This window comes from Mesorhizobium sp. M3A.F.Ca.ET.080.04.2.1, assembly GCF_003952525.1.
Classification (GTDB): domain Bacteria; phylum Pseudomonadota; class Alphaproteobacteria; order Rhizobiales; family Rhizobiaceae; genus Mesorhizobium.
In genome coordinates, this window is sequence record NZ_CP034451.1 from 2,899,853 (window position 1) to 2,913,290 (window position 13,438).

Consider the following 13,438-nt stretch of genomic DNA (forward strand, 5'->3'; position numbering starts at 1 on the left):
AGGGCATGGCCTGGCCTCCGAAGCTGCGCCTGTCGGTTTTTCGGGATGTCGCCGGTCTCGGCGCCGTCGTGGCTGAGATCGGCGGCCGGCGCACCGCAACGGCTCTGATCTTCCTGATCCTCGGCAGCCTGACCGAAGGCATCTCGATCCTGCTGCTCATTCCGCTGCTGCATCTGATCGGCAATGCGGACCGGGACTTCGCAGTGCGAATGCCCGACATTCCCGTCTTGCGATGGCTGACGCCGGAGGGAACGCTCTCGCTCGCGACGGTGCTGTGTCTGCTGGTCGGACTTGTCGCGCTGCAGGCGATGTTCAACCGCTACAAGTCGCTCTACATGGCGCGGCTGCTCTACGACTTCGTCAATCGTGTGCGGTTGAACCTGTTCGAAAGTATCGGCAGGGCACGCTGGGGCGTCTTCATCCGCATGCGGAGCTCCGATCTCGATCACGCGCTCACCGGAGACATCGACCGCGTGCAGGCGGCGGCCTTCTCCCTGCTGATGCTGGCGCAGACCGCACTGCTGCTTAGCGGCTATCTCCTGGTGTCGCTGTTCATCTCGCGGGTGATGACCTGCTTCGCCATTCTCATCGGTATCCTGCTGTTCATCGCGCTGCAGCCATTTCGCGCGCGCGCCAGCGCTTACGGACGGATGCTGACCAGCCGCCGGCAGGATCAGTACCGCACGGTCTCCGAGTTCCTGGGGGGCATCAAGGTGGCGAAGAGCCTGAACGTCGAGGCCAGTTATTTCGCCGAGCTGCGCGCAACTCTGGACCGGATGAAGACCGACAACATCGCCTATGCCCGCAACAGCACCGTTGCCACCGCCTTGTTCCAGGTGACATGCGTGATCGGCCTCAGCCTGTTCATCTACGTCGCGCTTGTCCGCGTCCGCCTGTCGCTGGCCGACATCGTCGTGCTGCTTCTGGTGTTCATGCGGATAGCGCCGCGCTTCATGGACATCCAGACGCAGGCGCAGCAGTTGCTGATCAACCTGCCGGCCTACGCATCCATGCAAAGCCTGCAGGCACATTTCGATGCCGAGCGCGAGCCGCAGGATGGCGGAGCCGCACCAGGCGCAGGGCTGTCGCTCGACAGCGGCCTCGAGCTGCGCGGCGTTTCGTTCGCCTACGGCGACAGCAAACCGGTGGTGAAGGGCATTAGCTTCAGCCTCCCGGCCGGTAAGGTGACGGCGCTGATCGGCCCGTCCGGATCTGGCAAGAGCACAATCGCCGACATGCTGCTCGGCCTGCTCGAGCCGACGGAGGGAATGATCCTGGCCGACGGCACCGAGATTACGACGGAGAACCGCAGAGCCTGGCGCGAACAGGTCGCCTACGTGCCGCAGGATGTCTTCCTGCTGCATGACACGATCGCTGCCAATCTTCGGCTGGCGTCGGCGCGTGCCAGCGACGACGAACTCTGGGCGGCATTGCGCAGGGCGCATGCGGCGGACTTCATCGGGCGGCTCGAACGCGGGCTGGAGACGGTGGTGGGCGATCGCGGCGTCAGGCTCTCCGGCGGCGAACGCCAGCGGATAGCGCTGGCGCGGGCGCTGCTGCGCAAGCCGTCGCTGCTCATCCTCGACGAGGCGACGAGCGCGCTCGACTGGCAGAATCAGTCGCTGATCGCCGAATCGATCGACGGGCTGCGCGGCCAGATGACAATCCTGACCATCGCCCACCGGCCGTCGATGATTGCCTTCGCCGACTGGGTCGTGGCGATCGACAACGGCAGCGTCGTCGAAGTCGGTCAGTATCGGCAGCTGAAAGCCGAATCCGACAGCCGGCTGGCCAGGATGCTTTGGGGCGAGCGGACCGACCGCCAAGCCGCCACCGGCGCCGAGAGCGGGCCGGCACCGAAACCTACCAGGCCATCAGTGGAGGCTGCGCCTGGCGCCTAGAGCATCTCACCGTTTCAGGGAAACGGTGAATGCCCTATCTCCTTATGTTTTAACGCAATTTCGGGCGGAAAACCGATTCACACTTTTCCTGAAATTGCTCTAGGGCTTCTCGGCTTTGGCCGGTTCGTCCAGGACGAGCCTCCGTTCGGCGCCGCGCACCTTGTCGGCGGGCGTCGGCGTGCTCCTGGCGATCATGGCATAGACCAGCAGGATATAGCCTGCCTGAATGACAAGGCCACCGATGATGGTCCTCACCACGATAGTACCGGCCGACGCACCGCCCACGTACGACCAGCCGATGACGATCGCCAGAGCGAACGTCATTCCGATCATGAATTTCGGCAGAGACATGGCGTCGGTCCGTCACCCGAACCGAATATGCAAAAGCTGCGACTTACCCAACCCGCGTAACTCCCCGTTTCGCCAAAGAGATGCTCTTCCGGCTGCCCAATTCGGCCGGTTGCTTACGGCCTTGCTGTCCCACGCAAACTATGACGGAAACCATTTGCGACTCTATTAAGGCGACAGGTCGGCAGCAATGCCGATTGCAGGAGATTTCCAATGATTTCGCGCGATCGACTCCGCCATGCTGCGACGCACACTCCTGTGCTGCCGCGTATTCAGGATAGCCAAATCCATGATAGTAAAACTTACAACGTTAACCAGTATTTTACCGGAAAAACTTACCTGCGCGAGTGATTCTCAGGCTATGCAACCGCGAATCGTCTGCAGCGAAGAATGCACTGTCCAAAAATCGCCCAAAATCGGCACTTCATTTTCCTGATTTTCTCAGACCTTGTCATAAACGTGCCACAAAGGCCAAAATATGGGCAAGGCAGGTTTATTATTTAGTCAATTCATGACGTGAACATTTCATCCGGATGGGAAATTGTGTGTTGCGCTGCAACATTTTTTTGATATCGTGCGGTAAACCATCCGTTCAACGTATGGAGCTTTTTGCATGAGGGACGTCGCCAAGTCGGCCAATGCGGGCTTTTCGCATGCCGGCATTGATTTTCCACCCCCTATCGGCGGCCTGCTCAAACGCAGTTTCGATATCGTCGGTTCTCTGGCCGGCCTGGTCCTGCTCAGCCCGCTGTTCCTGATGGTCGCCCTGCTGGTCAAGCTTTCCGACCGGGGCCCGATCTTTTATGGCCATAAGCGAATCGGCCGCGGCGGAAGGATTTTCGCCTGCCTGAAATTCCGCACCATGGTGCAGGATGGCGAGCGGGTGCTGGCCGCGCATCTGGCCGCCAACCCGGATGCCAAAGCGGAATGGCTCGCGACGCGCAAGCTGAAGAACGATCCGCGCGTGACGCGTGTCGGCCAGGTGCTGCGCAAGCTCAGCCTCGATGAACTGCCGCAGATCATCAACATCCTGCAGGGCGACATGAGCCTGGTCGGACCGCGCCCTGTCGTGCGCGACGAGCTGGAGATCTACGGCAGCGCCGCGGTCTATTACCTGAAGTCCCGGCCGGGCCTGACCGGCCTTTGGCAGGTGAGCGGCCGCAACGACGTGTCCTATGACAGCCGCGTCGCGTTCGATCGCCACTATGTCGAGAACTGGTCGATGGTCGAGGACATTCGCATCATCGTAAAGACCGTGCCTGCCGTGTGGATGTCGCGCGGCAGCTATTGACCGACGGGCCTGCTCCGCTGCTTCGGGGCAGGCATCCGGCATTGATCTCATCGGGCGGATGGGGCCAACACGGATCGGAAGCGTTCATTTGAAAAACCATCCCTTCGGAATTCTTTCCAAGGCGCCCAGCCGATTCGCGGCTGCGGCGCTTGCGATGTCTCTGCTGACGCCGCAGATGGCGGCGGCCGGGGAATATCGCCTCGGGCCGCAAGACAAGCTCAACATCCGCGTCGCCGAGTGGCAGACGGTCGACGGCACGTTCCGCGACTGGTCGGCGATCAACGGCGACTACTCCGTCGGCCCGGGCGGAACGCTGTCAGTGCCGTTCGTCGGCGACATACAGGCGGCCGGCAAGACGACGTCGGAAATCGCGGCGGCGATCGGCCTGTCGCTGCAGCGCAAGCTGGCGCTGTCCGACAAGCCGGAAGCCTCGGTCGAAATGGCGCAGTTCAGGCCGTTCTACATCTCGGGGGAAGTGCAGAACCCCGGCCAGTTCCCCTATGTGCCGGACCTGACGGTGCTGAAGGCGCTCAGCATCGCCGGCGGGATCCGACGCAATGTCGACTTTGGTCCGCAGGTCGCCAAGGACCTGGTCACCGCCAAGGGCAGTTTCGATATCTATGACGACCAGCGGCTGCGGCTGCTCATCAAGCGCGCCCGCATCGATGCGGACCTCGCCGGCAAGGCGAGCTTCGACGTGCCGAAGGAGGTCGAGGGCGATCCGAGAGTGCCGGCGATCGTCGCCGACGAAATGCAGATCCTGACGGCTGACCAGAAGGCGCTGAAGCTGAAGCTGGACGCGCTCGACGACCTGAAAGCGGTTCTGCAAGGCGAAGTCGAATCGCTGCAGAAGAAGATCGTCAACCAGCAGCAGCAGGTGGATCTCGCGCAGCAGCAGCTCACCAGCATCGGGCCGCTGGCGCAGAAGGGCTTGGTCGCCAATGCGCGGCTGCTCGATTCGAAACAGTCGGTGGCCGACCTGCAGGGCAAGATCCTGGACTATGAGACGGCTGTCCTGACCGCCAAGCAGTCGATCAGCAAGGCCGAGCAGGACGCGATCGATGCCCGCAACACGCTTAACTCCAACCTGGCCGCCAGCCGGCAGCAGGCCGAAGCCGACCTGAACGAAGCGACGCTGAGGGCAAGCATGCAGAAGGGCCTGATCGCCCAGGCATCGGACCCCGCCACCACGGCCGCCATCACCGGCAGCGAAGAACCGGCCCTGCTTTACTCGTTGGTGCGGGTTGCCGACGGCAAGACCAGCGAAATAGACGCCAAGGAAGACACGCCGGTGCTGCCGGGCGACGTGATCAAGGTGAAGCTGGCGCCGACGGCCAGCCAGTAGCCAGGTTGCCGTCGCCCTGCGCAGGAGGGCGGGCGAAGGAGGGGAGGACGAAGGAGAAGGTCGCTTGCGCGAGGAGCGCGGGCGACGATTTGTTAGAGCGCCAAAGGCCTGGAATGCAGCCCGCCGCCCCGCGTCACGTCTATCTCAATCTCGATGCCATCCGCGGCGTGGCGGCGATCAGCGTGATGCTCTATCATTTCTCGCCGTTCCTTGCGGACGGCAAGGTGCTGCCGTCGAGCTATCTGGCGGTCGACCTGTTCTTCCTGCTCAGCGGCTTCGTCATTGCGCATGCCTATGACCGCAAGATCGAGAACGGCATGGGCTTCGGCGCCTTCGTTGCCATACGCCTGATCCGCCTCTACCCGCTCTACCTCGCCGGCACGCTGCTCGGCTTCTTCTATCTGATGGTGAAGAACCGGCTGATGCCGGGCGAGTATGTGCCGATGTCAGAGATCGGCTTGCAACTGACGACCGGAATGTTCTTCATCCCGCTGGTCGGCGAGGCCTATCACACGATCTTCCCGCTCAATCCTGCTTCGTGGTCGCTGTTCTTCGAGCTGATCGTCAACATCGCCTATGTCGCAATCTTCTTCCTGCTGTCGAAACGTGTCCTGACGGCATTGATCGCCGTCAGCCTGGTGCTGCTGATCGTCGCCTCTGTAGTGGCCGGCACGCTCGACTTCGGCATGACCGGCAAGACCATCATCAGCGGGCTGCCGCGCGTGACGTTCTCGTTCTTCCTGAGCGTGCTTCTGTGCCGGTCGATGGGGCGCTTCCAGGGCAGTCTCGGCTTCCTGAGGCGCGGCTTCTGGGTCGAGGCCGCTATCCTGCTCACGCTGGCGGTCTTTGCCATCGCACCAGCTGGCGGCACGCGCGTCGCCTACGACCTCGCCTGCATCGTGCTGGTGTTCCCGGTGATGGTCGTCACTGGCGCCCTGGGGCCTACCGCTTCGCTGCTGTCTGGCTTCTATGGCTGGCTGGGACGGATTTCCTACCCGATCTACATCATCCACACGCCAATGCTGATGATCATCGCCGGAGCCGGCAAGGCGGTGGCGGTCGACCCGTTCGCGCACCATCCCTGGTTCGGCATCGTCATGGCCGGTGCGGTCATCGTCATCGCCGACATCGCCACACGTCTCTATGACGAGCCGGTGCGGCGCTTCCTGCAGCGGCAGATGCAGCGCTCGCGAGCGGTGGCCTAAAGTGCGTCACGCTGAAACGGATCCAGGCGACGCGCTTTAAGCATTTGTTTGATGCATGTCGTTGTCTCCGAACCGCTGCACACTTGTGACCGACATGCATCAGAACGAAAGCCGCTGCTCAGACAGCCGCAGGCATGCGGCCGTTGGCGGCCTTTTCCTCCTGCACAGGAACATGCATCCGCCGGCGCCGGATGACCGGCATCGGCGCAAGCTTGAACAGGCCGTAATAGACAATGAAGGAGGCCGTGAAATAGGGGCCGAGGAGTTCGACCTCGAAGAAGGAGCGGATCAGCATCAGCCCGATCGCGCCGGCAAGCACCACCGAATCGGCATTCCAGTCACCGAACACCACCTTCGACACATGACCATAGAAGGCGCGCAGGATGACAAATGCCAGCATGGTGACGCCGATGAAGCCAAGCTCGACCAGGGTTTCAATATAGGTGTTGTGGAAATGGAAGCCGGTGCGGGTCGTGATGTAGAACTCAGCCCACAACCGTTCCGGATCGGCGAAACCCTGGACCCAGTAGGCGGCATAGCCATAGCCGAGCAGCGGGCGTTGCTGCGCCGCCTGCCAGCCCTGCTCCCAAAGATAGGTGCGGCCGGTGAGCGTCGAATCCTTGCCGAACAGGCCGAGCACGAAATCCAGCAGGCCAAGGTTCAAGGCAGCCGTAATGCCGGCGACCAGCGCGCCGGCGCCGACCACGAACAAGACGCGGCGGTAGCGGCGCGAGAGGACCTTGCTCATGGCTAGCAATGCGACGATGCCGATCACCGCCGGCAACGACGCGACGGAGGTCGCCGAGTGGGCGATCGCAAGCATATAGACCGACAGGAGAATGAGCGGAGCGGTCCAGAAGAAGCTCATCCAGTTGCGCCGGTAGAAGGCAAGGAAAACGAGGCTGAAAAAAATGCCGAGCGAAGAGAAGAAGCCTACCTGGTTCTTGGATCCGAAGGCGCCGACAAAATTGAAGGTGCCGTCCATGATGTCGAGCGCGTAAGCGCCGACTTTCAGTGAGTAGAGCAGCACGAAGAAAATTCCGATCAGCGAACCGAGCACAAGCGTACGGACGCTGATGGTGCGAGCGGCGACGAAGGCGCAGAGAATGTGGGAGGAATACTGCACCGCCGCCCGCGCGCTGGTGCCGGCCGCCTGCGACCAGAAGACCGACATGCAGACATAGACCGCGAAAAGGATCGGCAGCCAGGCGCTCGACAGATTCCAGGTAAAGCGCCGGTAGTCGACGAAGAGGAGCGGCAGCCAGACCGCATAATAGGCCAGGATGAGGATCTGGCCGAAATTGCTCGAATAGGCGAAGGCGAAGACAGAAACCGCAACGGCGAATGCCGCGTAGGCCTTGTTTGCGTCCGGGTCGATCAGAATGGATTTCGGAATTTTCATGCCGGATCTTTGTCCGTTGGGCCTCGAACGAGGGCGCAAGCTGGCGGTTGCCCCCCATTCATTGTGCACTGCAACATAACCTATCGCGCTATCGCCGGCGGCTCAACCGGGAAATGTGCTCGTGGCAAAAGGAACGCCGAGATGCTGTGTTGCACAACGAAACGGCCGGAATGGGGCAGGAGCGTTGCAATGGCCCCGGAGTGCGGCGAACTCTATTGCATTGCTTGATGCTGCTGGTGGGATCAAGAATACAGTGGTGAAGGATCGGCGGCGCAGGCTTCGCGCTCCGGTTTGCGATTGGAGGGAAACAAATGGCCAAGCCGCGAATCTTCTTGGGCTCTTCGGGGAAGCAGAAAAAGCTGCTGCAAGCGCTGGAACGAGGGCTTGGGGACATCGCCGATGTCGAACCCTGGACGACCTCCTTCAATCCCGGGACGACCACGCTGGAACGGCTGATCGAGCTTACTCGCGAGGTAGACTTCGCCGCGTTTGTGTTTGCCCAAGACGACTGGACAAGCGCAAGCCTGCCGGCATCGCCTGCCGCGGTACCCGCCCAAGCTTCTCCGCGAGACAATGTGGTGTTCGAAGCCGGACTGTTCGGTGGCGTGCTGGGAATGCGCCGTACCTTTATCCTGCATGCCAATGGCGCCAAGCTGCCCACCGACCTCCTCGGCCTGACGTCGGTGCGTTACGGCGAAGCAATGACCGCCGCGGAGATGAGAGCGATCAACCAGAAACTGCGGAACGCCATCGAGGCCGAGGGCCGCCTTGCCGGCATACAAGGCTTCTGGTGGCAATTTTCGCTGTCGGAGCGGACCACAAAGGAACCTTCCGCCGTAAGCCTTCTGCGGGTCTCGCGAGACCGCTCCGGCTCGCTGGAGCTGGCCGGTCGTTCGTGGCAGGAGAACGGCGCTCTGTCGGCCAGGTACTGGAGCGAAGCGTCGAAGGAGAGAAAGGACCCTTCCGGCATCTTCTACTATTGGAACGGGGAACGTCCGATGGACGTGAACGCAACCCAATTGTACGGAACAGGCGAGATAAAACTGGAGTCTGTCGATCGCGCGTCCGGCTACTTCACGACGCGTTCGGGTAAAGACCCGAAGATGGACGCGCGAACCTCCGGTACCTACCTGCGCGCCGATCCGGAAGATCTGACCATCCTGGACGGACCGGACAACCAGCGGCGCGTGGACCTGATCGCGGAGCGGCTCAGCCACTGGAAGTCAATCAAGAACGTCTGAAACCTCCAGGTTCATCAATATCCCATTCGATGGTCAGATGCGGCCTTGAACTCGTCCGCCGTTGACTCCACAGTCGCCGCCCATCAGGGAGGAATAGCCATGCCGGGTTTCGCGGGACGCTTTGCCGGACGGAGGGCGATCATCACAGGCGGTGCCTCGGGCATCGGCTTGGCGGTGGCGCAACGGATCGTCGAGGAAGGCGGCCGCGTCTCGGTGTGGGATCGCGATCCGGCCCTTGTCGAAGAGGCAAGAGCAGGCGGGCTGGAGGCCGCCGTCGTCGACGTCGCCGATGCAGCCGCGGTCGACGGCGCGGCACGGGAGACGATCGCGCGCCTCGGAGCCGTCGACATCCTCGTCACCAGCGCGGCGATCACCGGGCCGAATCTGACCGCATGGGACTATCCGCTGGAGGACTGGCGCCGGGTCATCGACATCAATCTCAACGGCGTCTTCCACTGCAACAAGGCCCTCGTTCCGCACATGATCGAGCGCAACTATGGCAGGATCGTCAACATCGCCTCGATCGCCGGCAAGGAAGGAAACCCCAACGCTTCGGCCTACAGCACGTCCAAAGCGGCGGTGATCGGGTTTACGAAATCGCTGGGCAAAGAACTGGCCAAGACCAATGTAACGGTGAACTGCGTGACGCCGGCGGCGGTGCGAACCGCGATCTTCCAGCAGATGACGCAGCAGCACATCGACTTCATGCTGTCCAAGATACCTATGGCACGGTTCGGCGAAGTCGCCGAAGTCGCGGCGCTGATCACGTGGATCGCGTCGGAGGAATGTTCCTTCACGACTGGCGCGGTCTTCGACATCTCGGGCGGTCGTGCAACGTATTGAAGTTCCAGGAAACCGCTGCGCAATTTTCCTGGATAACGCAATTTCGGGCGGAAAACCGCTTCACGTTTTTCCTGAAATTTCCTAGCCGTGCAGGTTCTTGGAGATCGGTGGACCGACCGAAAACTCGGAGAACGTGACTTCGAACCCTTCGCGCTGCGGCGAGCAGCACATCACGCCGACATCGATGGTCCTCGAGGGTGGAAAATAGGCAAGCCGCACCGGCTTCCAGTGGGCGTCCGCCGCATCGAGGTACTGAACCCGCACCGCCTCCGCGTGGCGGGTCAGGCGGATGCGGACGCCGTCGGGACCGCCGGGAATGCTGACCAGCGACCAGTCGGAATTGTCGTTGGTGACCACGACGGAGACATAGGCCAGGCCGTCCGAGTATTCGATGCCGGCCTTGATCCAGTGCGTTTCGCTCAGGCGGACCATGAGGCCGGCCTGATCGTAAAGGACCCTGTACTCGCCTTTCACCGTGAGCTCGGCGCTGAAATCGCCTTCGGCCGGCCGGCAGAGAAAGTGGCCGCTGTCGCGGCGGAAACCATAGAAGGTTTCGCGCCAGAAATCGGTTTCCTTGCCGGTGCGGACATGGAGCGTCCCGTCGCCGAACACGTGGTGCGGCGGCGGGTTGAGCCATGTCATGCCGCCAAAGCCCGACAGCATTACGCTGATCCGTTAGCCGGCGAAGGTGTAGGCCGTCTTCACCGTGGTGTAGAACTCCATGGCGTAACGGCCCTGCTCGCGCGGGCCGTAGCTGGAGCCCTTGCGGCCGCCGAACGGCACGTGGAAGTCGACGCCGGCCGTCGGCAGGTTGACCATCACCATGCCGGCCTCCGAATTGCGCTTGAAGTGGGTCGCGTGCTTCAGGCTGGTCGTGCAGATTCCGGAGGTCAGGCCGAAAGGCGTGTCGTTGGCCACAGTCAGCGCCTCGTCGTAGTCCTTGACGCGAATGACGTTGGCGACCGGGCCGAAGATCTCCTCGCGCGAGATGCGCATGGCATTGGTGGCGCCGAGGAAGAGCGCCGGCCTGAGATAGAAGCCGGGCGTCTCGCGTTCCAGCCGCTCGCCGCCGAAGGCGAGTTCGGCGCCTTCCTGGCGGCCGATGGCGATATAATCCTCGTCCTGCTTGAGCTGGCTCTGGTCGACGACGGGACCGATCTGGGTCTTGGCGTCCAGCGCGTCGCCAATGACCAGCTTGTCCATACGCTCCTTGAGCGCGTCGACGAAACGGTCGTGAATGCCCTCGGTGACGACAAGGCGCGAGGATGCCGTGCAGCGCTGGCCGGTCGAGAAATAGGCGCCGTTGATTGCGCAGTCGACGGCGACCGCGAGGTCGGCGTCGTCGAGCACGACGAGCGGGTTCTTGCCGCCCATTTCGAGCTGGAACTTGCGCATGTGCTCGACGCTGGCGGCCGCCACCCGCTTGCCGGTGCCGACCGAGCCGGTGAAGCTGATAGCGTTGACATCCGGGCTGTCGAGCATGGCCTGGCCGACCACCGAGCCCTTGCCCATGACGAGGTTGAGCACGCCCTTGGGCAAGCCGGCCCGATGCAGGATATCGACGATCGTCCAGGCGCTCTCGGGAACCAGGTCGGCCGGCTTGAACACGATGGTGTTGCCGTAGGCGAGCGCCGGCGCGATCTTCCAGGCGGGGATGGCGATCGGGAAGTTCCACGGCGTGATGATGCCGACGACGCCGACGCCTTCGCGGGTCATCTCGACGCCGACGCCCGGCCTGACGCTCGGCACGAGCTCACCCGACAGGCGCAGCGTCTCGCCGGCGAAGAAGTCGAATATCTGGGCAGCGCGGATGGTCTCGCCGACGCCTTCGGCCAGCGTCTTGCCTTCCTCGCGCGCCAGCGACCGGCCGATCTCATCCTTGCGCGCCAGGATTTCATCGGAGGCTTTCTTCAGCACGGCGTGGCGGGCCAGCGGGCCGGAGCGCGACCATGCCGGGAACGCGGCCTTGGCAGCTGCGATGGCCTGCTTCGCCTCCTCCGGTCCGGCCGAGGCGTACTCGCCGACCACATCGTCGGTGTTCGACGGGTTGATGTTGCGCGAGCCGGCTTCGCCCAGCCACTCGCCGTCGATAAGGTTCTTGCGGAGCACGGTCATGTTGATTCCTTCGAGACTGGCTGGACGGCGACGCGACCGTCATTTGTCAGACAATTGATATAGCACTGCCTGCGAAAAGGTCTACCCGAGACCTTCGATAAACGTAGGCGCGAAGCGGTGGAAGTCCATCAAGCGCGACCGCGACGACCTGTCACGACCAAGGCGCGTCCCGCTGAATGCATGCCGTTGCCGAAAACCGCCGCGCAGGCCTTGGGCAACACGCGGCGCCTCAGATGGAAAAGGACCAGAACAGGCAGGCCAGCGTGGCCGCGGCGAAGATGACGAAGAACAGGCTTCTGAGCAGGATGTTGCGGCGAAGCTCATTCATGGTGAGATGCGCACCTGCGATCGCCGCGACGAACAGGAAGCGCCAGTTGACCAGCGTCCAGACCGCGTCGTGCTGGCCGAATGCCCAGCGGGCGAGAAGCGAGCCGACGATGGTCGAAAACAGCACGATCGTCGCCCAGAAGATCGCGTCGGCGGCATGAGTGAGCACAATGCCGGCGGCGCGGATAGGCAGGATCATCATCAGCAGCGCGCTGAAGAAATAAATCGCCGCGATCGCCAGGAAGGATCCCGCCTCGGCGATGCCGTCGAGGCGTTTCATGCCGAAGGCGCCGTATGGATAACCATGGCGGGCGACCGCCAGCGAAAGCGCCATCAGCAAGGCGCTCAGAACCGTAACCAATGCGAATGTGCCGAGAGCCTTGCTCATGCCGTTCCCTGTCGAGACGAATCAACGGGAGTCTAGCAGAGCGCGGCTGCCGAACACCGCAATTCACCTCTCGGCAGCATCGAAGCGTCAGGGCTTTTGCGATGCCCGGACGAGTTCGGCCTTGTGCCGGGCGGTCTCCATGCCGACGTCGATGAACCGGCGCGCATGGCGGGCTAGCTCCATGTTGTCGGTCCACAGATTGCGCCAGATCGCCGTCTTCCTCGACAGGTTCTCGTCGACGATCTCGGAAGAGAAGGATTCGAAGCTGAGGTCGTCCCTATAGCCGATCGCCGTCAGCGCATCGAAGATCGCGGCGAAATCGATGCTGCCGGTGCCGAGGAAACCGCGATGGCTCTCGCCGATATGGACATAGCCGATCTTCTTCGCGGCATGACGGATGGCCAGCCCGGCATCTGCCTCCTCAATGTTCATGTGGAATGTATCGAGATGCAGGAAGATGTTGTCGGAGCCGGTGTCCTCGATGAAGGCAAGCCCCTGCGCGGCGGTGTTGAGCAGGTTGCTCTCGAAGCGGTTGACAATTTCGAGGTTGAGCGTGACGCCGGCTGTCTTGGCGGTCTCCGCGACCTCGGCGAGGGTCGCAGCGCTGCGGTTCCACTGCTCGCGCGTGGGCGGCTCTGTCTGCAAACCGTGGCTGGCCGAAAGAATGCCGCCGACCTTGCGGCCGCCGAGATCGCGCGTGAGCGCGATGGTGCGGTTCAGGATTTCGACGCCGCGCGCGGCGACCGTCTTGTCGGGGCTTGAAATGTCGCCATCTGCGGGCAGGCCGATGCTGATCGCAACTCCCAGACGATGATCGGCGATGCTTTTGGCCAGCTTGGCGATATCGACGTCGGCCGGGTCGAGATAGGAGAACTCGATCAGGTCGAAGCCGGCTTCCTTTGTGTTGGCCAGCGTGCGCTCGAGGTCTTTCTGCGCCGAGCTCGCCGACCAGACGAAAGAATGGATACCAATGCGCGACATGTTCGTCTCCGTCTGCGGGGATGAGGCGCGGCCGGGTCGACCCGGCCGCGC

At 62.5% G+C, this 13,438-nt stretch carries 13 protein-coding genes; 7 read left to right on the forward strand and 6 right to left on the reverse strand.

Translation table 11 applies throughout. The annotated features are described in order from the left end of the window. Positions 1-5 precede the first annotated feature (5 nt). On the forward strand, positions 6-1,901 hold the full coding sequence (locus EJ074_RS13830; protein ID WP_129553528.1) for an ABC transporter ATP-binding protein: 1,896 nt from the start codon (positions 6-8) through the stop codon (positions 1,899-1,901). 99 nt (positions 1,902-2,000) lie between these two features. Here the strand turns inward: EJ074_RS13830 and EJ074_RS13835 are convergent, their stop codons facing one another. Continuing rightward, complete coding sequence (locus tag EJ074_RS13835; RefSeq protein ID WP_129553529.1) at positions 2,001-2,252, reverse strand: exopolysaccharide production repressor exox; 252 nt, start codon at positions 2,250-2,252, stop codon at positions 2,001-2,003. 210 nt (positions 2,253-2,462) lie between these two features. Between EJ074_RS13835 and EJ074_RS29690 the strand changes: the two genes are divergently transcribed. The 4 genes from EJ074_RS29690 to EJ074_RS13850 all read left to right on the forward strand — a co-directional run bounded on the left by EJ074_RS29690 (position 2,463) and on the right by EJ074_RS13850 (position 6,090). Further along, positions 2,463-2,600 (forward strand): hypothetical protein, encoded by a 138-nt coding sequence (locus tag EJ074_RS29690; RefSeq protein ID WP_165349933.1) that lies wholly within the window; start codon positions 2,463-2,465, stop codon positions 2,598-2,600. A 262-nt stretch (positions 2,601-2,862) separates the two neighbouring features. Beyond that, positions 2,863-3,540 (forward strand): sugar transferase, encoded by a 678-nt coding sequence (locus EJ074_RS13840; RefSeq protein WP_095806704.1) that lies wholly within the window; start codon positions 2,863-2,865, stop codon positions 3,538-3,540. A gap of 154 nt (positions 3,541-3,694) precedes the next feature. Continuing rightward, positions 3,695-4,885 (forward strand): polysaccharide biosynthesis/export family protein, encoded by a 1,191-nt coding sequence (locus EJ074_RS13845; RefSeq protein ID WP_245420372.1) that lies wholly within the window; start codon positions 3,695-3,697, stop codon positions 4,883-4,885. A gap of 113 nt (positions 4,886-4,998) precedes the next feature. Further along, on the forward strand, positions 4,999-6,090 hold the full coding sequence (locus tag EJ074_RS13850; protein ID WP_129553530.1) for an acyltransferase: 1,092 nt from the start codon (positions 4,999-5,001) through the stop codon (positions 6,088-6,090). 118 nt (positions 6,091-6,208) lie between these two features. Here the strand turns inward: EJ074_RS13850 and EJ074_RS13855 are convergent, their stop codons facing one another. Further along, entirely contained in the window at positions 6,209-7,492 is a 1,284-nt protein-coding gene (locus EJ074_RS13855) for an O-antigen ligase (RefSeq protein ID WP_095806707.1), read from the reverse strand. A 311-nt stretch (positions 7,493-7,803) separates the two neighbouring features. Between EJ074_RS13855 and EJ074_RS13860 the strand changes: the two genes are divergently transcribed. Both EJ074_RS13860 and EJ074_RS13865 read left to right on the forward strand, forming a co-directional pair. After that, positions 7,804-8,733: a TIR domain-containing protein gene (locus EJ074_RS13860; RefSeq protein WP_095806708.1), complete on the forward strand. Its 930-nt coding sequence runs from the start codon at positions 7,804-7,806 to the stop codon at positions 8,731-8,733. Between the two features lie 99 nt (positions 8,734-8,832). Then, on the forward strand, positions 8,833-9,576 hold the full coding sequence (locus EJ074_RS13865) for an SDR family NAD(P)-dependent oxidoreductase (protein ID WP_095806709.1): 744 nt from the start codon (positions 8,833-8,835) through the stop codon (positions 9,574-9,576). A gap of 81 nt (positions 9,577-9,657) precedes the next feature. Here the strand turns inward: EJ074_RS13865 and EJ074_RS13870 are convergent, their stop codons facing one another. From EJ074_RS13870 to EJ074_RS13885, 4 genes are all read right to left on the reverse strand, one after another. Then, entirely contained in the window at positions 9,658-10,239 is a 582-nt protein-coding gene (locus tag EJ074_RS13870; protein WP_095806710.1) for a DUF1349 domain-containing protein, read from the reverse strand. Positions 10,240-10,251: 12 nt separating this feature from the next. Further along, entirely contained in the window at positions 10,252-11,691 is a 1,440-nt protein-coding gene (locus EJ074_RS13875; RefSeq protein WP_095806711.1) for an aldehyde dehydrogenase family protein, read from the reverse strand. Positions 11,692-11,920: 229 nt separating this feature from the next. Further along, positions 11,921-12,406, reverse strand: a complete 486-nt coding sequence (locus tag EJ074_RS13880) for a hypothetical protein (RefSeq protein ID WP_095806712.1) — start codon at positions 12,404-12,406, stop codon at positions 11,921-11,923. Positions 12,407-12,493: 87 nt separating this feature from the next. Then, positions 12,494-13,387 (reverse strand): sugar phosphate isomerase/epimerase, encoded by an 894-nt coding sequence (locus tag EJ074_RS13885; protein WP_095806713.1) that lies wholly within the window; start codon positions 13,385-13,387, stop codon positions 12,494-12,496. Positions 13,388-13,438 lie beyond the last annotated feature (51 nt).